Source organism: Flavobacterium limnophilum (assembly GCF_027111315.2).
Classification (GTDB): Bacteria; Bacteroidota; Bacteroidia; order Flavobacteriales; family Flavobacteriaceae; genus Flavobacterium; species Flavobacterium limnophilum.
In genome coordinates, this window is the sequence record NZ_CP114289.2 from 4,279,540 (window position 1) to 4,304,829 (window position 25,290).

The 25,290-nt window shown below is 37.9% G+C and carries 16 protein-coding genes; 10 read left to right on the forward strand and 6 right to left on the reverse strand.

All coding sequences use genetic code 11. From position 1 onward, the window contains the following. Positions 1-80: 80 nt before the first annotated feature. The 8 genes from OZP13_RS17745 to OZP13_RS17780 all read left to right on the forward strand — a co-directional run bounded on the left by OZP13_RS17745 (position 81) and on the right by OZP13_RS17780 (position 16,014). Entirely contained in the window at positions 81-1,646 is a 1,566-nt protein-coding gene (locus OZP13_RS17745; RefSeq protein ID WP_269241467.1) for an MGH1-like glycoside hydrolase domain-containing protein, read from the forward strand. Between the two features lie 52 nt (positions 1,647-1,698). Further along, positions 1,699-2,184 (forward strand): hypothetical protein, encoded by a 486-nt coding sequence (locus OZP13_RS17750; protein WP_269241468.1) that lies wholly within the window; start codon positions 1,699-1,701, stop codon positions 2,182-2,184. Between the two features lie 37 nt (positions 2,185-2,221). Further along, complete coding sequence (locus OZP13_RS17755) at positions 2,222-4,975, forward strand: alpha-L-rhamnosidase (RefSeq protein ID WP_269241469.1); 2,754 nt, start codon at positions 2,222-2,224, stop codon at positions 4,973-4,975. Positions 4,976-4,980: 5 nt separating this feature from the next. Further along, on the forward strand, positions 4,981-6,132 hold the full coding sequence (locus tag OZP13_RS17760) for a sialidase family protein (RefSeq protein ID WP_281298080.1): 1,152 nt from the start codon (positions 4,981-4,983) through the stop codon (positions 6,130-6,132). A gap of 56 nt (positions 6,133-6,188) precedes the next feature. Next, positions 6,189-7,082: a sugar phosphate isomerase/epimerase family protein gene (locus tag OZP13_RS17765; protein WP_269241472.1), complete on the forward strand. Its 894-nt coding sequence runs from the start codon at positions 6,189-6,191 to the stop codon at positions 7,080-7,082. 122 nt (positions 7,083-7,204) lie between these two features. After that, positions 7,205-9,937, forward strand: a complete 2,733-nt coding sequence (locus OZP13_RS17770; RefSeq protein WP_281298081.1) for an alpha-d-galacturonidase — start codon at positions 7,205-7,207, stop codon at positions 9,935-9,937. Positions 9,938-10,000: 63 nt separating this feature from the next. Beyond that, positions 10,001-13,501 carry a malectin domain-containing carbohydrate-binding protein gene (locus tag OZP13_RS17775; protein WP_281298082.1) on the forward strand — a complete coding sequence of 1,167 codons (3,501 nt, stop codon included), beginning with the start codon at positions 10,001-10,003 and terminating at the stop codon, positions 13,499-13,501. 77 nt (positions 13,502-13,578) lie between these two features. Further along, positions 13,579-16,014 carry a glycoside hydrolase family 2 TIM barrel-domain containing protein gene (locus tag OZP13_RS17780; RefSeq protein ID WP_269241479.1) on the forward strand — a complete coding sequence of 812 codons (2,436 nt, stop codon included), beginning with the start codon at positions 13,579-13,581 and terminating at the stop codon, positions 16,012-16,014. A 73-nt stretch (positions 16,015-16,087) separates the two neighbouring features. Here the strand turns inward: OZP13_RS17780 and OZP13_RS17785 are convergent, their stop codons facing one another. The 6 genes from OZP13_RS17785 to ahcY form a co-directional block, all read right to left on the reverse strand. Continuing rightward, positions 16,088-18,979 (reverse strand): pectate lyase family protein, encoded by a 2,892-nt coding sequence (locus tag OZP13_RS17785; protein ID WP_281298083.1) that lies wholly within the window; start codon positions 18,977-18,979, stop codon positions 16,088-16,090. A gap of 680 nt (positions 18,980-19,659) precedes the next feature. Next, on the reverse strand, positions 19,660-20,571 hold the full coding sequence (gene cysK / locus OZP13_RS17790; protein WP_281298084.1) for a cysteine synthase A: 912 nt from the start codon (positions 20,569-20,571) through the stop codon (positions 19,660-19,662). A 35-nt stretch (positions 20,572-20,606) separates the two neighbouring features. Next, complete coding sequence (locus OZP13_RS17795; protein ID WP_281298085.1) at positions 20,607-20,948, reverse strand: HepT-like ribonuclease domain-containing protein; 342 nt, start codon at positions 20,946-20,948, stop codon at positions 20,607-20,609. Beyond that, the gene (locus tag OZP13_RS17800; protein WP_281298086.1) at positions 20,941-21,237 is read right to left on the reverse strand and encodes a nucleotidyltransferase family protein; all 297 of its coding nucleotides are present in this window, start codon (positions 21,235-21,237) and stop codon (positions 20,941-20,943) included. The genes OZP13_RS17795 and OZP13_RS17800 overlap by 8 nt, the downstream gene beginning before the upstream one ends. A gap of 168 nt (positions 21,238-21,405) precedes the next feature. After that, positions 21,406-22,131: a hypothetical protein gene (locus OZP13_RS17805; protein ID WP_281298087.1), complete on the reverse strand. Its 726-nt coding sequence runs from the start codon at positions 22,129-22,131 to the stop codon at positions 21,406-21,408. 215 nt (positions 22,132-22,346) lie between these two features. After that, positions 22,347-23,663, reverse strand: a complete 1,317-nt coding sequence (ahcY, locus tag OZP13_RS17810) for an adenosylhomocysteinase (RefSeq protein WP_281298088.1) — start codon at positions 23,661-23,663, stop codon at positions 22,347-22,349. 226 nt (positions 23,664-23,889) lie between these two features. Here ahcY and OZP13_RS17815 point away from each other — a divergent pair, with 226 nt between their 5' ends. Both OZP13_RS17815 and OZP13_RS17820 read left to right on the forward strand, forming a co-directional pair. Beyond that, on the forward strand, positions 23,890-24,525 hold the full coding sequence (locus OZP13_RS17815; RefSeq protein ID WP_269241485.1) for a 4'-phosphopantetheinyl transferase family protein: 636 nt from the start codon (positions 23,890-23,892) through the stop codon (positions 24,523-24,525). Between the two features lie 48 nt (positions 24,526-24,573). Further along, positions 24,574-25,290: a phosphoglycerol geranylgeranyltransferase gene (locus OZP13_RS17820; protein ID WP_269241487.1), complete on the forward strand. Its 717-nt coding sequence runs from the start codon at positions 24,574-24,576 to the stop codon at positions 25,288-25,290.

Here is a 25,290-nt window from a genome sequence, read left to right on the forward strand (position 1 = left end):
ATTGCTTCGCCAATTCACTATCGCTCGTGTCCTACGGAATGACAAAGTTTACGGACAATAATTAAAATAATAATTTGAATATGTTACAGAATTTTAAATACAAAATAATCGCTTTCGTAATCCTGATGGCAGCTTTCAGTAGTTGTAAATCGGGTGCGGGGCATTCTAAAAAAGGAACTTCAGCTGTTTTGAAAGCCAATAATTTTAAGCATTATGTGGATTATTTCAACACGATGGAAGACGAGAATCTGAAATTTGCGATTCCGAATGACAGTGCGTGGACGTGGATGGAAAAGAATGTTCCGTTGTTTGAATGTCCACAGCAAAATTTTGAGGAGATTTATTATTATCGTTGGTGGACGGCTCGAAAACACATCAAAAAAACGCCACTTGGTTTCGGAATTACCGAGTTTTTGGTGCAACGTTCGTATGCCGATAAATACAATTTGATTGCCTGTGCCGTTGGGCATCATATTAACGAATTTCGTTGGGTGCACGATCCGCAGTATATTGAGCAGGATGTGAAAATTTGGTACCGAGGCAATGAAGGAAAACCGATGAACAAATTGTACAAATTCAGTAGTTGGACAGCCGATGCTTTGTACAACCGTTATTTGGTGAACAAAGACGAAAAATTCTTGTTGGATATGTACCCGGATATGGTGACGGATTATGCGGTTTGGGAAAAAGACCGTCAGCGCAAGGATGGCTTGTTTTGGCAACACGATGTAAAAGACGGAATGGAAGAATCCTTGAGTGGTGGGCGAAAAGTACAAAATGCAAGACCAACAATCAACAGTTATATGTATGGCAATGCTATGGCGATTTCCAAAATGGCGGCGATGAAAGGCGACAAGGAAGCGGAATCAAAATTCAAAGCCAAAGCAGATACACTTCAAAAATTGGTCGAAACCCGATTATGGAATCAAAAAAACAATTTTTTTGAGACCTTTACAGAGAAAGATACGTTGGCGCAAGTAAGGGAAGCAATCGGATTTATTCCGTGGTATTTTAACTTGCCACAAAAAGACAAAGGTTTTGAAAAAGCCTGGGAACAGATTAAGGATGAAAAAGGGTTTTCGGCACCTTTTGGATTGACAACTGCCGAGCGCAGAAGTCCACGTTTTAGAACCCACGGAACCGGAACTTGTGAATGGGATGGAGCGATTTGGCCTTTTGCCACTTCTCAAACCTTGACGGCTTTGGCAAATGTGTTGAATAATTACAACCAAAATTTCGTTGCCAAAACCGATTATTTCAAACAAATGGATTTGTATGTGCAATCGCAATATTACCGAGGAAAGCCATACATTGGAGAATATCTGGACGAAACAACCGGTTATTGGTTGATGGGTGACAGGGAGCGCAGCCGTTATTACAATCATTCGACTTTCAACGATTTGATGATTACGGGATTGGTAGGATTGCGACCAAGAGCAGATGGAAAAATTGAGGTAAATCCGTTGATTCCACAGGAAAAATGGGATTGGTTTTGTTTGGATAACGTATTGTATCACGGGAATATCATCACGATTCTTTGGGATAAAACGGGAGAAAAATACAAGAAAGGAAAAGGTTTTCGAATTTTTAAAAACGGAAAAGAAATTGCGGTTTCAGAAAAATTGGAGAAATTAGTATCGGAATAGAATAGTTTAAAATTGCAGTCAAAACAATGTACTAAAAAGTGAAGATAGAAAAATGAAAAAACTAATAACAATAATCTTTTGCTCACTTATTTTATTTTCTTGTGAAAAAAAGAAAGAAGTTTTGGAAATGCAAAAAATTGAAGTTTCTGAAAAGGCAAATGATGAAAATTTAGAGGATTCAATAATTAAAAATTTTAAACCTAATCCTAATATTACTAAATTTAAGATTATTGGCGGAATATATTCTGAAGAAGAAATTGCTAAAATGGAATTTAAGACTCAATGGAATTTAAACGAAAAAGAATTTAATTCCAAAACGGATACAATTAAATATTTGAAGGATAAAATCTATATTTCTTATTTGACTTTTAATAATGGTTGTGCTGAAAATGCAGGTGATTATAAAATCAAAGGAGATTCGTTAATAATCAATTTAGTGAACTTAAGAGACTATGTCTGTACTGAAAGAATATGTGATAGAGTAATTTTTGAAATAAAAAATCCAGAAAATAAAAAGTATAAAATCGCTAAATGGTAAATCATACAGATTAAATCTGCGTAAAAAAAATAAACTTATGAAAAAGACATTTCTACATTCCTTCATCCTTATTGCATCGCTCTGTTTTTCTTTGGCGCAAGCCCAAAATAAAATCAGTGTCACGAATCTGCAATGCGAAATGCTGAACAATCCGGAAGGAATCGATGTGCTGAAACCTCGTTTGAGCTGGCAGATAAAATCCGATGTGAACGATGTAAAACAAACCGCCTATCAAATTGTGGTTGCTTCGACTTTGGAAAATCTGAATGCGAACAAAGCCGATTTATGGGACAGCGGAAGAGTTACAAGTGACGAATCTGTCAATATAATTTACAACGGAAAAAAGTTGGGAGACAGACAAAATGCGTTTTGGAAAGTAACTGTTTTTACGAATAAAGGCGAAATTAAATCTACTGAAAATGCCCATTTCAGCATCGGGATTTTAACCTATGCCGACTGGAAATCGACACGCTGGATTGGCTATGAAAAATTATCGAAAGAGGATAGCGTTTCCCAGTATTCGAGATTGTCTGCGCGTTATTTGCGAAAAGAAATCAATCTGAAAAAACAAGTCAAATCTGCCAAGGTTTATATTATGGGGATGGGCTTGTATGAGCTGTACATCAATGGAAATAAAATTGGCGATCAGGTTTTGGCACCCGTTCCGACGGATTACACCAAAAACGTAAAATACAATGTTTTTGATGTGACTTCGCAGTTGAAAGAAGGCAAAAATATGTTGGGAACGATTTTAGGAAACGGACGATTTTTTGCGATGCGTCAGGACTACAAGCCGTATAAAATAAAATCATTTGGTTTTCCAAAAATGGCTTTGCAGTTGTTTGTCGAATATACCGATGGAACCAAAGACATCATCCGAACTGACGATACCTGGAAATTAACCACTGACGGACCAATTTTGTCCAACAACGAATACGACGGTGAAGAATACGATGCCCGCAAAGAAATGAAAGGCTGGGCGACGATCAATTTTGACGATAAAAATTGGGTAAATGCCAGATACGTTCAGGAACCGGGCGGTTTTTATGAAGCACAGATGACGCCGAATATGAAAATAATGGGCGAAGTAAAACCAATTTCGATAAAAGCGACTGCAAAAGGAACTTATATTCTCGATATGGGTCAGAATATGGTGGGTTGGTTGCAACTGAAAGTAAAAGGAAAAAGCGGAGACCAAATCACGATGAAATTTGCCGAATCTTTGCAGGCTGATGGTTCGTTATACATTGCCAATTTGCGTGATGCAAAAACAACTGATGTTTACACTTTGAAAGGCGAAGGCGAAGAAATATGGGAACCTCGTTTTATATTTCACGGTTTTCGATTTGTGGAAATTTCAGGTTTTCCGACCAAACCAACTTTGGATAATTTCGTTGGAAAAGTGGTTTATGACGATATTAAAACGACAGGAACTTTTGAATCTTCGGATGCGACAATGAATCAGATTTTCAAAAATGCGTGGTGGGGAATCAGCGGAAATTACAAAGGAATGCCAATCGACTGTCCACAGCGAAACGAGCGTCAGCCTTGGTTGGGAGATCGTACAACTGGTGCTTATGGCGAAAGCTTTTTATTCGACAACCAGACTTTGTATGCCAAATGGCTGGATGATATTAAATATTCGCAAACGCAGGACGGCGGATTGCCAGATGTGGCGCCAGCATTTTGGCGTTATTACGGCGATAATGTGACCTGGCCGGGAACTTATATCACGGTGGGCGATATGTTGTACCAACAATTTGGCGACAAAGAAGTGATTAAAAAACAATATCCGTCTATGAAAAAATGGATGGTGTATATGGAAGAAAATTATCTTCAAAATGATTTAATGGACAAGGACAAATACGGCGATTGGTGCGTTCCGCCGGAATCATTAGAGCTGATTCGTTCCAAAGACCCTGCCCGTTTAACCGACGGACAATTATTGTCGACTGCATTTTATTATCAGCTTTTGAACATAATGAAAAAGTTTGCCAAAATCGCAAATGCAGATGCCGATATTGCGCATTATGATGATTTGACCGTCAGAATCAAAAAAGCATTCAATGCCAAATTTTTAAATACGGAGAAAAACTACTACGCCAATAATACGGTAACAGCAAATGTATTGCCTTTGGCTTTTGGGCTGGTTCCTGAAAACTTAATTGACAAGGTTTTCCAAAATATGGTTCACGAAGTTGAGGTTACTAAAAACGGTCATATCAGCACAGGTGTAATCGGAACACAATTTTTGATGCGAACGCTGACGAATTTCGGAAGAGGAGACTTGGCTTATAAACTGGCTTCCAACAAAACGTATCCAAGTTGGGGCTATATGGTCGAAAACGGAGCGACTACTATTTGGGAATTGTGGAACGGAAACACCGCCGATCCCACAATGAATTCACAAAACCACGTAATGCTTTTGGGTGATTTACTGATTTGGTACTACGAAAATATGGCGGGAATCAAGAGCAATCCTGAAACTCCGGGTTTCAAACAAATCATTATGAAACCGGATTTCAATGCCGGACTGACTTTTGTCAATGCTTCTTACGAATCCATTAATGGTTTGATTAAAAGCAATTGGAAGAAAAATAAAACCAATTTAATTTGGAAAATTACCATTCCGGCCAATTCATCGGCACTCGTTTATTTGCCAACAGCGAATGCATCGGATGTGAAAGTGAACAAGGAAAAAGTATCGAAAAACTATAAAATAGAAAATAACAAATTGGTTCTTGAATTGCCTTCGGGAACCTATGAATTGAATGTAAATAATATAAAATAACAATAATGAGAATTTTAAAGACAACAAGCCTTCTACTTTTAACCGTGCTACTTTTGGGAAGCTGTAAATCAGCTTTGGAGAAAAAAACTTGGAAAGAAGGAATTTTGGTAGATCAATTTGTATTTGATAAAGCACCTTATCCGTCCTGCCACTCCATAACAATTGTGGAAGCGACGAACGGTGATTTAGTTTCGGCCTGGTTTGGCGGAAGCCACGAAAGACATCCCGATGTTTGTATTTATTCGGCTATAAAACCCAAAGGAAGCGACAAATGGGGTGAACCCATTAAGGTAGCCGATGGTGTGATGAAAGATGGAACAAGATTCCCGACTTGGAATCCTGTTTTGTACCAAATTCCGAATGGAGATTTAATGTTGTTTTATAAAATAGGACCAAAACCATCCGAGTGGTGGGGCGTTTACAGAACTTCTTCTGATGGCGGAAAAACCTGGTCTGACAAGATTGATATGCCGAGTAAAGATTTTCTGGGACCAATCAAAAACAAGCCGGTTTTATTGAGCAACGGAACATTATTGCTTCCTTCAAGTACCGAAGGAAATGGCTGGCATTTGCGTATGGAATCAACTCCCGACTTCGGAAAAACTTGGGTTATGGGTGATACCATTTCAAGAGGGAAACAAAAAATCAATGCCATTCAGCCCAGTATTTTGTTTCACAAAGACGGACGTATTCAGGCTATCGGAAGAACCAAAAACCGAGCTATTTTCAGCACTTTTTCTAAAGACTACGGAAAAACTTGGTCGGATGTGGAACTAATCGGTTTGCCAAATAACAACTCTGGAACAGATGCCGTAACATTGAAAAACGGAAAACATTTGTTGGTGTACAACCACGTTCTACCTCCCGGAAAAGAAGCGAAAGGGCCAAGAACCCCATTGAATGTTTCCATTTCTGACGACGGAATCAATTGGAAAGCAGCTTTGGTTTTGGAAGATTCCAAAATCAGCCAATATTCCTATCCTTCGATGATTCAAAGCAAGGACGGAATGGTGCATATCGTTTACACTTGGAGAAGAGAAAAACTGAAATATGTAAAAATCGATCCAAGTAAATTAAAAGCAATTCCAATCAAAAACGGAATCTGGCCTGGACAAGAAGGTGTTGAAGTGAAAGCTGTTAAAGCGGAAGAGGAATAAGATTTACAAATCAAAATTTGTGCTAATTTGTGCAATTTGTGGTTAAAAAAGACAATATGAAAAATAGTAATTTTATAAAAACGGCTGTTATAGTTTTGATAGTTGTTTTTTCTGGAACATTCAATAGCACCGTTTCAGCCCAGTCATCAAAAAAACAACGTTACAAAGTGGCTGTTTGCGATTGGATGATTTTAAAAAGACAAAAATTGGGTGCTTTTGCTTTGGCTGCCGAAATAAAAGCAGACGGAATCGAACTCGATATGGGGGGATTGGGAAAAAGACCAACATTCGACAGCAAATTAGGCGATCCAATCGAAAGACAAAAATTTCTGGATAAATCCAAAGAAACAGGTATCGGAATCAGTTCTATTGCTATGTCAGGATTTTATGCACAGTCTTTTGCCAAAAGAGAATCCATCACACTTATGATTGAGGATTGCGTCAAGGCAATGAAAAATATGAAGGTAAAAGTCGCTTATTTACCTCTTGGAACAGAAAGCGATTTGAATAAAAATCCTGAACTACGTCCGATCATTATCGAAAGATTAAAATGGGCTGGAAAACAAGTCGGTAAAATAGGAGGAGTTATCGCCATTGAAACTTCATTAAACGCTACCGAAGAGAAAAAACTATTCGAAGAAATTGGCTGTAAGCACATCAAAAGTTCTTTCAATTTTGCCAATGCCGTAGATAATGGAAGAGACATCGCCACCGAATTAAAGATTTTAGGTAAAAAACATCTGGCACAAATTCACGCTTCGACAACAGATAAAGTCTGGTTGGAAAATGATAAAGCAGTAGATATGCCAAAAATCAAAAAAACGTTGGACGAAATGAATTGGAAAGGCTGGTTAATCGTAGAACGCTCCCGTGATGTGACGCAAGTACATAACGTAAAAGCTAATTATGGAGCCAACGTGGCGTATTTGAAGAAAATTTTTCAGAATTAAATCATTTAGCAACAGATTAAAAGGATTTTTAAAATCTGTGAAAATCTTTTTAATCTGTGGCAAAAACCAAGATTATAATTTGTGCTAATTTGCGCAATTTGTGGTCAAAAAATAACAATACAATGAAATATTTAAGCTTACTTTTTTTAGGATTATGTGCCACTTTTGCATCAGCGCAAAACATTACCATCGTTCGCGATGCGAAAGCACCAAGAGCGCAATATGGTGCCGAAAAACTATCAGAAACTGCAATTGCCAAAGGATTCAAAATAACTTTTGCAGACAAAACTCCCAAAAAATCAAAAGACAAAGTAATTGTCATTGGCGAGAAAGGAACCGATTTTTGGAAACAAAATGCCAGAACCGCTAAAATCGACGACAGCCAATTAACCAAAAAAGAAGGCTTTCAAATCCGCACGCAAAAAAACACCATTTACGTTGAAGGAACCGATGCCACCGGAGCTTTGTATGGAGCTTTGGAATTGGCAGACCGAATCAAAACTTCAGGTATAATTCCATCGGAAATCAATATCGAAGACAGTCCTGAAATGGTCTTGAGAGGATCTTGTATCGGAGTACAAAAACCGGTGTATCTTCCGGGGCGGGATGTTTACGAATATCCATACACACCCGAATCGTTCCCTTGGTTTTACGACAAAAAACTATGGACAAAGTACCTCGATATGATGGTCGAAAACCGAATGAACTCTTTGTATTTATGGAACGGACACCCATTTGCATCCTTGGTAAAACTGAAAGATTATCCCTTTGCCTTGGAAGTAAGCGAGGAAGATTTCAAAAAGAACGAAGAAATTTATAACTACCTTACAGTAGAAGCCAACAAAAGAGGAATCTGGGTGATTCAGATGTTTTATAACATCATCGTTTCCAAACCATTTGCGGAGCATTACAACATCAAAACCCAAGATCGTTCCCGCCCGATTACACCAGAAATCGCTGATTATACCAAAAAATCTATCACTGCTTTTATCGAAAAATATCCAAACGTGGGATTGTTGGTTTGCCTTGGCGAAGCCATCAACACGATTGAAGATGACGTAGAATGGTTCAATAAGACCATTATTCCGGGGGTTCAAGACGGAATGAAAGCTTTAGGCAAAACCGAAGAACCACCAATTATCGTTCGCGCTCACGATACCGATGCACCTTTGGTAATGGAAAAAGCACTTCCGTTGTATAAAAATTTATACACGATGCACAAGTACAATGGCGAGTCCTTGACGACTTACACGCCACGCGGACCTTGGGGAGAAATTCACAAAAAGTTGAGTTCGTTGAATTCGGTTCATATTTCAAACGTTCATATTTTGGCGAATCTGGAGCCTTTCCGTTACGGTTCTCCGGATTTTATCCAAAAAACGGTTCAGGCAATGCACAGTGCTCACGGCGCCAATGCGCTACATTTATATCCACAGGCATCCTATTGGGATTGGCCTTACACGGCCGATAAAACCAAAACGGGCGAACGATTGCTCGAAATGGATCGCGACTGGATTTGGTACAAAGCTTGGGCAAGATACGCTTGGAACAGCAAAAGAGACCGAAACGAAGAAATTAAATATTGGGATAAAGATTTGGCAACCAAATACGGAACCGATATAGAAGGCGCCAATAATATCCAAAAAGCATACGATGAGTCGGGAGAAATCGCCCCAAAAACATTAAGACGTTTCGGAATCACCGAAGGAAATCGTCAAACCTTATTATTGGGAATGTTCGAAAGTCAATTGGTAAATCCTGCAAAATGGAGAGTTTACCCTGGATTCCACGAATCTTGTGGACCAGTAGGAGAATTGCTTTTGGAATACGCCAAAAAAGAGTGGAACAAAGAACCGCACGTGGGCGAATTGCCAACGCAAATCATAGCCGAAATCACCCAACACGGAAAATTAGCCGTTGAAGCCATCGACAAAGCCGAGTCAAAAGTGACCAAAGACAAGGAAGAATTTCTCCGCCTCAAAAACGATATGCACGCTTACAAAGCCTTCGCCGATTTCTTTTCGGAGAAAGTGAAAGCCGCAATTTTGGTCTTGCGTTACAGTTATTCCAACGAAATTTCAGATTTGGACAAAGCCTTGCCGCATTTGGAAAAAAGTATAGAACATTATGAAACTTTGGTCAAGTTGACGAAAGACCATTATTTGTATGCCAACAGTATGCAGACAGCACAACGCCGAATCCCGATTGGTGGAGACGATGGAAACAACAAAACTTGGGCCGAATTATTGCCACATTACGAACGTGAATTGGCTAATTTTAAACGAAATTTAGAACTTTTAAAATCATCAAAAGATGGTAAAATTGTAACTAAAGAAGGTAAACCGTGGCAAACTGCCGAAGTAACTTTGTTGTCAGAATCAAAAGGAACTTACGCCGTCAAAAACGGAACAAAAGTGTACGGAACAGATATTTCTGAATTGACAAAAGTAGCTCCTGAATTGCAAAATCTAAAAGGAATTACCTTCGACGAGACAGCACAAAACGAAAAGGGAACACAGCTGAAATTCAAAAATACCAAAGCCGTAAAACTGGTGGTAGGTTATTTCAATTCCGACCAAAAGAGATTTTTATTTCCGCCAAGTTTGGAAACCGATGCTGCCGGAAACGCCCACGGTCAGGCAGAAGTGATACTGGCAAGCGCAATGAATTTGAAGGAATTGCCAAGAATAAACATTCACACCTACACCTTCCAACCGGGCGAAAACAAACTGGATTTAGGCAAAGGAAGAGTCTTGATTTTAGGTTTTATTGATGCGAACCAAACCATCACGACCCGTGATGTAGGTTATATCGACGAAGGCGAAAAAGGAGCAGTGGATTGGTTGTTCTATTAATACGAGAATAGTTTTTCAGCCCTTTCAGAGTTTTAAACTCTGAAAGGGTTAAATACATAAAAAATGAAGAAATTAATTTACATACTATTTTTTATAACTGCTTTTTCGTGGTCGCAAACCCAAGAAAAAGGAACGTCTTTTCGTAAAGAAGTTTCGCTGAACTCCTCTTGGGAAACCATTGTTTTGGATCAGCTTCCGGTACAGGAAGAAACCTTTGTGCAAAATCCAAAAGTAGATGCACAATGGCAAAAAGTAAACGTGCCCCACAATTGGGATCAGTATTACGGATTCAGAAGAACCAAACACGGAAATCTGCACGGCACCGCCTGGTATCACAAAACGTTACAGTTAGATAAAAAAGACATTTCCAAAAGACTTTTCCTTTATTTCGAAGGCGTAAGTTCTTATGCCACGGTTTGGGTAAACGGCAAAAAAGTCGGCGAACACAAAGGCGGAAGAACCACTTTTACAGTCGATATTACCAACGCTGTTTCTTTCGGAAAGACAAATGATATCATTGTCAAAGCCTCGCATCCATCCTTTATTGCCGATTTGCCTTGGGTTTGTGGCGGTTGCTCTGGCGAATGGGGATTTTCAGAAGGTTCACAGCCAATGGGAATTTTTAGACCTGTAACTTTGGTTGTTACCGATGAAGTTCGCATAGAACCTTTTGGCGTTCACATTTGGAATGACAAAGCAACTTCCAAAGAAAAAGCAATCCTGAACATTACTACCGAAATCAAAAACTACGGAAATTCAAACCGAAACCTAACCATTGAAAACACCCTTTTGGATAAAAACGGAAACAAAGTAGTTAGTGTAAATAGTGATGTCAAAAACAATTCAGGAGAAACAAAACAAATAGCACAAACACTTCCCGAAATTGCAAATCCAAAATTATGGTCGCCAGCCAATCCGTATTTATATCAATTGGTTACCACAATTTCGGAAAATGGAAAGAAAATTGACGAATTAAAAACTCCGTACGGAATTCGTTGGGTAAGCTGGCCGGTAAGCCGTGACGGAAAAGACAATCGTTTTTACATCAACGATGAGCCTTTGTTTGTCAATGGAACCTGTGAGTACGAACATTTAATCGGAAACAGCCATTCATTTTCAGACGAGCAAATCCATTCCAGAATAGAACAGATAAAAGCAGGAGGTTTCAATGCTTTTCGTGAAGCACATCAGCCTCACAATTTGAAATATCAGGAAGAACTGGACGAAAATGGAATCCTGTTCTGGAGTCAGTTTTCGGCACACATTTGGTACGACACGCCTGAATTCAAGGAAAATTTCAAAATCCTATTGCGCGAATGGATTAAAGAACGCCGTAATAATGCGTCAGTCGTAATGTGGGGATTGCAAAATGAAAGCACGATTCCAAAGGAATTTGCCGAAGAATGTACCAAAATCATTCGCGAAATGGATCCAATGTCGGCTTCGCAACGCATCGTAACCACTTGCAACGGTGGCGAAGGAACCGATTGGAATGTCGTACAAAACTGGTCTGGAACCTATGGTGGCGATCCATTCAATTACGATGTCGAAATGAGCAAGCAATTGTTAAACGGAGAATACGGCGCCTGGCGTTCACACGATCTCCACACCGAAGGCGAATTCGACCAAAAAGGAACTTTGAGCGAAAATCGTTTCTCCCAATTAATGGAAATAAAAATCCGCGAAGCCGAATCAGTAAAAAATAAAATTGCTGGACAATTCAATTGGATTTTTGCTTCTCACGAAAATCCGGGACGTACTCAAAACGGCGAAGGATTCAGGGATATTGACAAGGTCGGGCCCGTAAATTACAAAGGACTTTTCAGTATTTGGGGAGAACCTCTGGATGCGTATTATATGTACCGCGCCAATTATGTTTCGAACAAAACCAATCCAATGGTGTATATCGTTTCGCACACTTGGCCAAGCCGTTGGGATTCTGTTGGGATCAAAAACGGAATCGATGTCTATTCGAATTGTGATGAAGTCGAATTGTTCAATGATATCGATAAAACATCACTCGGAAAATTAAAAAATCCAGGCTTGGGACAGCATTTTCAATGGAATAATGTCGATATTCAGTACAATGTTTTGTATGCTGTTGGTTATGTAAATGGAAAAGCGGTTGCCAAAGATTATATCGTATTAAACAGTTTGCCAAAAGCACCTAATTTAAACGAATTAGAAACCAAAAAGGAAACCCTTTTACAGCCTCAAAAAAACTACAATTACATTTACAGAGTCAACAGTGGCGGAAGCGAAATCACGGATTCATTAGGAAATACTTGGCAGGCAGATGTTCACAAAAGCGGAGACAACACTTGGGGATCTTTGTCGTGGACGGATAATTTCAAACAATTGCCTGATTTTTATGCGAGCCAAAGAAGCACTTTCGACCCAATTTCGGGAACAAAAGACTGGAAATTATTTCAGAGTTTTAGATATGGAATTGACAAATTGCGTTACGAATTCCCTGCTCCCGATGGAGAATATTTGGTAGAATTGTATTTCATAGAACCTTGGTACGGAACAGGCGGCGGACTGGATTGCAAAGGCTGGCGTTTGTTTGATGTAGCCATTAATGAGAATGTGGTGCTGAAAGATTTGGATATCTGGAGTGAAGTCGGACACGATTCGGCGCTAAAGAAAACTTTCGTTGTAAAAAGCGTAAACGGAAAAATCGTTATTTCGTTCCCGAATGTAAAAGCAAGTCAGGCGATTATTTCAGCAATTGCCATTGCAGCCAAAGATAAATTTCTGAAAGGAGCTTCGGCTTCGCCAAGAAATATTCAGAATGTAGAAAGTAATTCCGAAACTAAAATTGGTTCTTGGCTGGATATCAATTCAAAACAATATTCCAATTCGGATGAGGTTTTTACTAAATTACCTTCGGAAGTTTTTGGAGCTGATTATTTAATATTTTCAAATCGCTCTAAAGTTTCTGGTTCATTCACAACCAAAGAAGACTCAGAAATTTATTTATTTAGCCAATCAAAAGATTCTATTTCTGGTTATAAAAAATTGGCAGAAACGGCCAAGAATTCTAATAAAGTTGAGTTTTCGGTTTTTCATAAAAAAGTAAAAAAAGGAGAGAAAGTACTTTTTGAAAATTCAGAAAATCAAAGTACAATCGCAGTCGTTCCAACCTACGATATGGGCGAAAAAGACGATTCAAGACCCGTTGTACTTTTGGAAGCAGAAACCGCCAAAACCACCGGAAACGGAATCGAGAAAGGCAATTTCAAAAAAGCAGATTACATCGAATTTACACAAAAAACAAAAAACAGCATCCAGTTTGAAGTGAAACCCGGAGTTGCAGGAATTTACCTGATGCGTTTCCGATTTATGAACAGAAACGAAATGCCTGTAAAAGTCAAGTTCAAAATGGAAGATGCCTACGGGATTTTGATGCGAAATGATGAGATTGAATTTTCCACTGCATCAGAAAAATGGAAGATATTAAATACCACATCAGGCGGTTATATCAATGCAGGAACCTATAAAATCACGATAGAATCAGAAGATATGAAAGGCTTGCTTTTGGATTCTTTTGAGTTTCAGTAGAGAGAAAATAGAGGAAAGAGTAAAGAAGAAAGATTTCAAAAACTTATATGCCTTACATGGTTTTAAAAATATTTACAATGGTAAAAAAACATAAAAACGTTTTACAAAAAATAGCAATTGTATTGGTATTACTGCTTCTTGTTGCCTGTGCTTCAAAAAGTAAAAATGCCCGAATCGTTGAAGACTTCAATCAAAACTGGAACTTCAAATTAGGCGATCACCCAACGGCAATCGAATCTAATTTCAATACTGCCGATTGGAGAACTTTGCAATTGCCGCACGACTGGAGTATTGAAGGTGCATTTAATAAAGACAATCCAACCAAACAAGCACAGGCATTTTTGCCAGCAGGAATAGGGTGGTACCGCAAAACATTCACGCTTCCCGAAGATTGGAAGAGCAAAACCGTGTCGATAGAGTTTGATGGTGTTTTCAAAAACAGTGAAGTATTTATCAATGGACATTTGTTGGGAATACGCCCGAACGGATACATTTCGTTTACTTATGAATTGTCGCAATATTTGCATTTTGGAAAAGAAAACATCATTGCCGTAAAAGTGGATAACGATGCACAGCCTAATTCAAGATGGTACACCGGTTCTGGAATTTACAGAAATGTACGATTGGTGGCTAGCGAAAAACTGCACGTGGCACAATGGGGAACTTATGTGACAACGCCGGAAGTTTCGGAAGAAAAAGCAACTGTTAAGTTGGAAGTTACTGTAAAAAATGGGAATGCGGCTGCCAAAGAATTTAAACTAGTAAATACTATTTTGGATGCCAATAACGTTGAGGTTGCGACAATGAGTTCGTTAGAAAAAATTGCTGCTAATTCTGAAAAAATCTCGGTACATAATTTGGTTGTAACTGACCCAAAATTGTGGGATACCGAAAATCCGAATTTGTATAAAATTGTCACAACAATCTATGAAAATTCAAAAGCAGCCGATAATTACGAAACGCCATTAGGATTCCGATTCTTCAATTTCGATGCCGAAAAAGGATTTTCATTAAATGGAAAACCAACCAAAATATTAGGTGTTTGCCTGCATCACGACAACGGCGCTTTGGGAGCTGTAGAGAACATTCACGCTGTCAAAAGAAAATTGAAAATTATGAAAGAAATGGGGGCTAATGCTATTCGAATGGCACATAATCCGCATTCTTTGGAGATGATGCAGTTGTGCGATGAAATGGGATTTATTGTGCAAGATGAAGCTTTTGACGTTTGGAAAAAGAAAAAAGTGACCAACGATTACCATAAAGATTGGGATGCGTGGCACAAAAAAGATTTGGAAGATTTTATCAAAAGAGACCGCAACCATCCGTCGGTGATGATGTGGAGTATTGGTAACGAAATCCGTGAACAATTTGACAGTACGGGAATTGCCATTACCAGAGAATTGGCTCAAATTGTAAAATCTTTAGACAAAACTAGACCTGTAACTTCGGCTTTGACGGAAAATGTTATCGAGAAAAATTTCATTTATCAGTCGGGAGCTTTGGATTTGTTAGGGTTCAATTACAAACACGAAGATTACAAAGAGTTTCCTGTTCGTTTCAAAGGGCAAAAAATAATCGCTTCCGAAAGTGTTTCGGCTTTGGAAACCCGAGGTCATTATGATTTTCCTGCGGATGGGATTAAAATGTGGCCGCCAAAACACGGCGCACCATTCGACGGAAACAAAGATTGGACGGTTTCGGCTTTTGACAATGTCGCTTCTTATTGGGGAACAACGCACGAAGCCAATTGGAAAACCATCAAAAAACAGGATTTTATGGCGGGAACTTTCATCTGGACTGGTTTCGATTATTTGGGTGAACCAGATCCGTATCCGTATCCCGCAAGAAGTTCTTATTTCGGAATCGTTGATTTGGCGGGCTTTCCCAAGGATGTGTATTATATGTACCAAAGCGAATGGACGACAAAACCCGTTTTGCATCTTTTTCCGCACTGGAACTGGCAAAAAGATCAGGAAGTCGACGTTTGGGCATATTACAACAATGCCGATGAAGTAGAATTGTTCCTCAACGGAAAATCATTGGGTAAAAAAGCTAAACAAAATGACGATTTGCATATTTCCTGGCGCGTAAAATTCGAACCCGGAACTTTGAAAGCGATTTCTAGAAAGGACGGAAAAGTAGTTTTAGAAAAAGAAATTCACACAGCTGGAGAAGCTTCCAAAATTGATTTAAATGCTGATAAAACTTCCATTAAAAATGACACTTATGATTTGGTTTACGTAACCGTTTCTATTATTGATAAAGACGGGAATTTATCGCCAAACGCCAATGATTTAATTAACTTTGAAGTAACTGGTGGCGGAAAATTATTAGGAGTTGATAATGGTTATCAAGCCAATTTAGATTCTTTTAAAGCGTCTTCATATAAAGTCTATAATGGCAAATGCATCGCCATCATTCAATCGAATGGGAAGAAGGAAAACATTAAGTTAAAAGCTTTGACAGGGAATGGAATTTTGGACTCTATTATCGAAATAGAAGTTAAATAAACAGAACTTTTTTTACAAGAGAAACCCCACTTAAATTGCTTTAAGCGGGGTTCTTTATTTTGGACTTATTGCTTTATTTTTTGATGATCTTTTTTGTAAACGAACCTTGATCGGTTGTTACTTTTACCAAATAATTTCCAGTTTTTAGGTTGCTAACATCAATAGATTCTACTTCATTTTTGATGCTTTTTACTAAAGCACCTGTCAAATTGTAAATGGTAACATTTTCTATTTTCTGGTCAGAAGTAGATAGGTAAAGTTGGTTTGTTACTGGATTTGGATATAAAGTCAATTTGGCTGCTGGAAGGTTTTGCCCTAAGCCGAGTGTGCCGTAGGTGGTTTTTATATAAAACAAATTGGCTGTTGCTCCTTTGTTTATAACATAAGTTCCAGCAGGAAGTGATGCTACTGTAACTATTCCTCCTACTGCTGTGTGAGTTGTAGTAGTTCCAGATGTAGTTCCCACAGAAAGTTTAACGGTTCCAGTAAATGTTGGGTCAAAAACTAAAGTTAAGGTTGATACAGCTGTAGTTGTGTAAGTAATGGTTGTAGTTGGCAATGATTCTATTTTCAAACGCGCTGTCAAAGCCAATCCATCATAAGTTGCAGAACCTGAAGTAGAGTTCATATTTCCTACAATGGTGTAGAAAGTGCTTACTTTTCCTGATGTAGTGAAATTATGTATTTGATCGCTTGGAGGCAGTGTTACTGTAATAGTACCTGATACTGCTACTGGAGTACCCAAACTTCCTGTAGTAGTTGCTGTAAAAGTAGTTGTGCCAATGGTTGTTGGTGTGCCAGATATGGTGATGGTTTTGGCAGTGCTGTCTTTTGTAGAATCAAGTCCGGTAGGCAATCCCGTAACATTTGCATCGGTTGCATCGCCACCCCAAGTAAGTACTATTGGAGTAATAGCCGTACCATTGAGTACTGTTTGGTTGTTGTTGCTAGTAGAAGTAAGTGTTTGGCTGCTTGGAGGCAAAACCGTAATGGTTCCTGAATCAGATGCGGCTGAACCGATACTTCCAGTGGTAGTTACGATATATTCCCCAGTCGTGGTGGGAGTCCCAGAAAGTGTTAGTGTTTGGGTAGTAGTGTTTTTTGTTGCTATAACTCCATTTGGCAATCCAGTAACATTTGCATCGGTTGCATCGCCACCCCAAGTAAATACGATATTGCTTATTGCAGTTCCTGTTGATACTGTTTGGTTGTTGTTTGAAGTAGTAGTTAATGTTTGATTTCCAACTGCTGCAGTTTCACCTTGAACAGCTACCATTGTTGGTGCATAATTAGTAAGGGAATTTTTTAATCCTGTAATTACAAGATAGGATGCATCGTCTACAGAATTGGTAAAAGTCCATTTCAAATCACCTCCCGAAACACGTCCTGCGTATAGCTTTACATTATCTCTAGCTGTAGTTGGTGTTTGAATTACCAAATCTTTGATATATAATGCTGGATTAGTATCAAAATTATTGTAGGTCGTATTACCTGTTTTTCCAGGTTCAGTAGAAGGTTTACTTCCAGGTTTTGAAACAACATAATTAGGCACTGTTTCTCCTCTTGTAGTTGCTACATAAGCATCAAAATCGGTTGTTGAATTAATTTTTCCAGCAATATTGTATAATGGGTTTATATCGCCGTAGGCTACAAAACGCATATTGTTAGTGGCAATGTCAGCGTCAAACACATTGTTAAATGACTTAATGACTCCTCCTGATTCTCCAGAGAAAGTTCCCATGGTGCCAGCATTGTTTACTTGGTTGGCTTCATCCCATATATCCGTACCTTGCATAGAAGCCATCATCGGGTGTTTTGCATTTCTATAATAATTCCCTTCAATAAATAATGAAGAACCCCAAGTTGAACCTGAACCATATTTTGCATTTCCATCAAAATAGTTATTGTAAATGTGTGCAGAATAATAACGAACACGTGGATGACGAGAATCAGAGTGGTCAAACCAGTTGTGGTGATAAGTAACATACAAATCTGTTGTCGTGCCTTCACTTAGACCTAAAAGACTTGCTTTCCCATTGTCCCATAAGTGATTGTAAGACATTGTAATATAAGTTGAGTTTTTATTATCCAATGCGCCATCTCCTTTTATTTGATCAGCATCACTTCCTGCATTTCCGTAAAACAAATCGTTATTATGAACCCAAATGTGGTCGTTGTCTTGTTGCATTCCTATGTTATCCCCCGCTGTACTATTGCAGTTCATAAAACCAAGATTGCTTACTTCGATATTTGATGCTGATTTAAGACGAACTCCCATTCCGTTTACAACTGCATCAGATCCTACACCTTCAATAGTAAGATAGCTGTCGGCATTGTTAGCATTTTCAATGGTAATATCGCCACCTTCCATTACGGTCATGTCGGTAATATTCCCTATCAAACGAATAATAAACGGACGTGTGTCGTATCCTTTTTTAATACCATATAAAATATTTTGGAAGCCTACATAGTTTGTTTTTGTTGTGCCATTTGATCCCGTGATAACATCAAACGAAATGGTGTTTTTGGTGTTTTGTGTAATATAGAGAATAACAGCTCCCGATTTAGGAGTACCATCCATTTTATAACCACCAGGAACTCTACCACCATTAAAAGCAAAACCGTTGCGGTCGTGCGCTAGCACGGTTATGTTTGAAGCGGTGGCCCCAGTACCTTCAATACTTGCTGTTACAGGCTTTACCGTGATAGTATAAGTTCCTGCAGCAAGACCAAGCACGTCAGCACGAAAATAAGTCCCATAGCTACGGATAAGCTGTGTGTCAATTTTTTTGTCAGTTTGGCCACCACCAGTATAATAAACATTGTAGCTGTCTGCTCCAGCTACTGGTGCCCATTCTACGAAGGCAGATTCCATCCATCCCCCTGATTTGTTAATGGTAACTGCTTGGCCCCATATATTTGCCGAGGCAAAAAGGACAGTCATGTAGAGTAAGATTTTTTTCATAATTGTAATTTGGTTGTTTGGTTGGTAATAGGTTAATGTAACTTGGGTAATATTGGTTTTTGTGTAATCGATTGCTCTAAAGTAGAATAAATTTATTACATTACAAATAAATTCTTGAAAAAATTATGATATATGTTTTTAATGTATAAATAGTAGATGAATGTTGTTTTTTTGGTTTAAAAAAAAGATTTGTTTAAAAGTTGTTTGCTTTCTAAGCAAAGTCAATAAGCATGGTCATTATTATTGTGCAAATAGTAATAATTTTAGAAATGAATTTCAATTTTGCAGAACAAGATGCTTGTGTTTTTGAATTTCAGAATAAATGTTAATTTTTTTCATTCTAAAGTTTTTCTTACAGTATCAACTCTAGATTGTAATCGATTGCGCAATGCGGGATAAATGGTTTTTTCAATAGTGATAGTTTAGGTTAATGCTGTGAAATTGAAATCTTGGGATGTCAAAGATTCAGTCTTAAAGTGTGTAATTTGTTTTAAAACAGCGATTTATGGTGAGAATATTTTATAAGACAATCTAAAAAATGAAATTTGTAATAGGTTTCCTTACTGTTTTTAAGTAAAGGGAGCATTTTCTAATTTTTTAAAACTTGGAAATTCTAAAATGTTTGTAAACTAAAAAACCTCACATCGCTGCAAGGTTTTTGTAATTTGATTTTTTTAGGCTTAAAACAATCCTTCGATCGATAAATATCTTTCGCCCGTATCATAATTGAAAGTAAGTGCAATTGCACCGTCAGGAATTGTGTCCATTTTTTTGGCCACAGCCGCCAATGATGCTCCTGTGGAAATGCCCACAAGAATACCTTCTTCTTTGGCAATTTTTCTGGCATATTCAAAGGCATCATCTTTGCTTACTTGGATCACTTCGTCAATTAAATCTGTTCGGTAAATAGAAGGCACGAAACCAGCTCCAATGCCTTGCAAAGGATGTGGCCCGGGAGTTCCGCCGCTTAATACGGGTGACAATTCTGGCTCAACGGCAATTATTTTGATATTTGGAAAATGTGCTTTTAAAACCTTCGCCACTCCAGTTATATGTCCGCCTGTCCCAACTCCTGTAATAACATAATCTAAACCGTTAGGGAAATCGGCAATAATTTCTTGTGCGGTGGTTCTTTCGTGAACTTCAACATTGGCTGGGTTGTCAAATTGTTTTGGTGACCAAGCATTTGGAGTTTTCAGCACTAATTCGGCTGCTTTTTCGATGGCGCCTTTCATCCCTTTTTCGCGGGGTGTAAGGACGAATTCGGCACCGTAAATTTCCATCAATTTTCTGCGTTCCACACTCATGGAATCCGGCATAACCAAAATAACTTTGTATCCTTTGACGGCAGCTACCAATGCCAATCCAATTCCTGTGTTTCCTGAAGTTGGTTCGATAATTACGCTGTCGGCATTCAATAATCCCTTGCTTTCGGCATCTTCAATCATTGCAAGCGCAATCCTGTCTTTGATGCTGTTTCCCGGATTTGATCTTTCTAATTTAATCCAAACTTCTTTTTTGTTTCCAAACAACTTGTTGATTTGAACCACGGGCGTGTTCCCAATGGTTTCTAAAATGCTTTTTGCTCTCATATTTGTTTATGTTGTGATTTGAATAGTATATTTTTTTACTCCTTTCCGACGACTTCGTTTATTTGCTTGTGGAGTTCCGGGATTTTATTTTTAACAACATCCCAAATGATGGTGTAATTGACTCCCATATAGTCGTGAATTAATCGGTCTCTCATTCCAGCCATATTCTTCCAAGTGATGGAATTGTATTTTTGTTTGAAGTCAACGGGGATTTTTTTTGTGGCTTCTCCAATGATTTCTAGGCTTCGGATAATCGCTCTTTTCAAAGTTTCATCTTCCAGAAAAGCTTCTTTTGTCAAATTAATATCAACGACAGATAAAATATAAGCAATTTCATCTCGAATATGTTTGACGTATTCCAAAGGTTCTTTAGACATAAACTACTTCGTTTAATATTTTTGGACCGATGTATGGGCTTAAACCATTTTTTGTGACCATTTCTATTTTTTCATTTTTGAATATTTTTTCAAAAACATCATAGAGTGCCATATAATTATCGAAATTTTCTTGGTCGGGTTCAAAATCAACCAAAAGATCAATATCGCTTTTTTCGGATTGTTCGTTGCGAACATAAGAACCAAACAAGCCAACAGCACTAATCCCAAATTTAGACAATTCGGGTCTGTGCAATTTCAGCTGATGCAATATGTTTTCTTTGGTTGTCATTTTCAAACTTTTATCAAAGATACAAAACAATATGATTTTTTGATTGAAGAAATAAAGCTTGAATTGTTGAGAGCTTGATTGTTTAAAAAAAGACTCCTAGGCTTTTGGAAGTTAGGAGTTTTTGTGTTTTATTTTGCTTCGAAGTCTGGAGACTGCGTAGAACTTGGTTTAAACTCCAATCCTCTCTGTAATTTCATATTTATTTTCAAAAATATCTTCATATTTTATTACTATATCCGTTTTCAAAAGTAATTCTTTACATTCTTTTCTAAACTCATTATATTCAATAGAATTCTGTATAGTAGAAAACTCAAAAAGTTTTTTTTCAGTTCCAGAGTTAAAAATCAATTTAGTTCCATTTTCACAAAACATTTGTATGTTTTTAGTGTAATTATTTTTCAAATTATCTTTAATTAAATCACCAAAATTCGAATATTTTTTGTCTTCTAATTTTAGATGCCATTCGTTTACTACCAATGTGCCAAGTCCTTGATTCGATAAAATAACATCAGTCTTTTCAAATAAGTTGATAAAAGCAATTGTTGGAAAAGGCTTATGTTGTTTATACAATAGTTGAATTTCATTTTCATTACGTTTCGTTTCTCTTTCAATGCTATTGAGATTGTATTCGTATTCCTTTTTTTGTATATGAGATGTGATTTTTAAGGTAATATAAATGCTTATGAGTGAAAATAAAACAGCAAGTAAGTTAAAAAAGGTACCGATGCTTCCACCAATAAATGAGCCAAATGAAGACCAATCTTCAGCTTTTTCTGAAAAGCCATTATTAAACTTATAAAAATAAAGAATTATTGGAGTTAGAATTATTAAAAATGAAAGTAATCCTAAAATTGTTATAAATTTCTTTATAAGTTTAGTGTTGATTATTTGCATACTTGTCGAAATTTATTGCTAACATATTAATATGCTTAGTTTTATGTTGAAAACTTATAACAGTTAGTCTACTTGTTTGTATATGCTTAACTGTGGTTGAGTATAATTTATTAAAAATTCAAAGATACTCAATCTCTTCCTACAAAAACAAAAAAACCACCCAAAATCAAATCTCGGGTGGTTTGTTTATTAATTGCTTTGGTCATCGCAATGACCTAATATCTATAATACTCCGGTTTAAAAGGTCCTTCAACCGCAACACCAATATATTCCGCTTGGTCAACACGCAACGTTTCCAATTCAACACCTAGTTTAGCCAAGTGCAACATTGCCACTTTTTCGTCCAAATGTTTAGGCAACATGTATACGTCATTGTTGTAAGCCGCGCTGTTTTTCCACAATTCGATTTGAGCTAAAGTTTGGTTGGTAAACGAGTTACTCATTACAAAACTTGGGTGACCTGTAGCGCAACCAAGGTTTACCAAACGACCTTCTGCCAAGATGATAATGTCTTTTCCACCAATAGTATATTTGTCTACTTGAGGTTTGATTTCGATTTTTGATGCACCGTGGTTTTTGTTCAACCAAGCCATGTCAATTTCGTTGTCAAAGTGTCCGATGTTGCAAACGATAGTTTTGTCTTTCATTTGTTCGAAATGAGAACCCAAAACGATGTCTTTATTTCCAGTTGTCGTGATGATGATATCAGCATTTCCAACAACGGTGTCTAATTTTTTCACTTCAAAACCGTCCATTGCAGCTTGCAAAGCACAAATCGGGTCAATTTCGGTAACAGTCACGATAGATCCAGCACCTCTAAAAGAAGCTGCAGTTCCTTTTCCAACGTCTCCGTAACCACAAACGATTACTCTTTTTCCAGCCAACATAATATCGGTAGCACGACGAACCGCATCAACTGCCGATTCTTTACAACCATATTTGTTGTCAAATTTCGATTTAGTAACCGAGTCATTCACGTTAATGGCAGGCATTGGCAATGTTCCCGCTTTTACTCTTTCGTACAAACGGTGAACACCAGTTGTAGTTTCTTCGGACAATCCTTTGATTCCAGCAACCAATTCCGGGAAACGGTCAATAACCATATTAGTCAAATCTCCACCATCATCAAGAATCATGTTCAATGGTTTTCTGTCTTCGCCAAAGAATAAAGTTTGCTCAATACACCAGTCAAAATCAACTTCATTCAAACCTTTCCAAGCATAAACCTGGATTCCGGCAGCAGCAATAGCGGCAGCAGCTTGATCTTGAGTGGAGAATATGTTGCAAGAACTCCAAGTCACTTCAGCACCAAGAGCAATTAAAGTCTCGATTAAAACCGCAGTCTGGATTGTCATGTGCAAACAACCTGCAATACGAGCACCAGCAAGAGGTTGTTCGTCTTTGTATTCTGCACGAAGCGCCATCAAACCTGGCATTTCAGCTTCGGCTAATTCAATTTCTTTTCTTCCCCAAGCCGCTAGAGAAATGTCTTTTACTTTGAAAGCCACATAAGGCATAGTCGATGTACTCATTTATAGTATATTTGTAATTATAATTTTTTGCAAAATTACGTAATAACTTTATAAATTAAAAAGCATTGGGGAACATTTATGAATTGTTTAATTTCCTAATCTTTTGAATTTTAATGAAATAATTTTTATTTGAAGCCAATCCCGCTATCCGCTATATCTTTTTCCGTGCAAAAAAGCACGAAAAAAGGATGCCGCTGCTATCGGGGCTAAAAATCACCTTGCTAAAATGCCTTTATACAAAACCATAAACTTTAGTCCTACAACCCGAATCCTCGTTTGGGAAATAACCGAATCCTTCGAGGAATTGTTTGGTAATGTGGTTTTGAAAGAAAAAACACAGCTTCGGTTAAACAAAATGAAGTCCGAAATGCACCAACGCGCTTTCTTGAGTGTGCGAATGCTCTTGAAGGAAGCGGGTTACACGGATTACGATTTGCATTACGACGAATTTGGAAAGCCTTATTTTCTTGATGGCAAATATGTTTCTATTACCCATTCCCATCATTTTTCGGCCATTATTATAAGCGATGAAACTGTCGGGATTGACATCGAAATGCAAAGAGAAAAAATCATCCGAATCGCCGACAAATTCGTAAACGCAACAGAATTGAAACGTCTGAAAAGTTTCGATAACCAAGATTATATCCGGAAATTAACCGTAAAATGGGGCGCCAAAGAAGCTATTTTCAAAATCCGAAACGAAAAAGGAATCAGTTTCAAAGACCACATTCAAGTCAACATATTTGAAATAGAAGACCAAAAAACAACCGCAATTCTTGAAATCGATAAAATAAAAAAGCAATTTTTTATTTACTTTGAAGAGTTTGAAGAATTCACTTTGGTTTATGCCTTAGAAAAATAAAAAAATCAGTGCAAATCTGTAAAATCCGTTTCATCCGTGTGCCAAATTATGACAAACATTTACAACCATATTCTACAATCTAAAATCAGCAATCAAAAATTATTGGCCATTCTCCTCGATCCCGACAAAATCGACTTGAATAAGGCTGGTATTTTAATCGAAAAAATAAACCAATCGCCGGCAACCCATATTTTCATTGGCGGAAGCCTTGTCGAAAACAATATCATCGACGAATTAATCATAAAAATCAAACAAAATAGCGATTTGCCCATTGTGCTTTTTCCCGGAAATCCCTCCCAAATCTCGGACAAAGCCGATGCAATTTTGTTCCTGTCCTTAATCTCGGGAAGAAATCCGGATTTCCTCATTGAACACCAAGTGAAAGCCGTGCCAATCCTAAAACAAACCGACTTGGAAATTATTTCAACAGGCTATATTCTCATCGAAAGCGGAACCCAAACGGCCGTGGAAAAAGTCAGTAAAACAAAGCCATTAGACCGAAATAATCCCGAATTGGTATTGGCAACAGCCCAAGCCGGCGAAATGTTGGGCAACAAACTCATCTATCTCGAAGCCGGAAGTGGTGCAAAACAAGCCGTTCCGCTGGAAATGATTAAAAAAGTGGCTCAAAATATCGAAATCCCCTTGATTGTAGGAGGAGGAATTATAGATTTGCAGGGAATTCAAAAAGCCTACAATTCCGGCGCCGATTTGGTGGTTATTGGAACCGCATTTGAAAATGACGTTGACTTTTTCAATAAATAA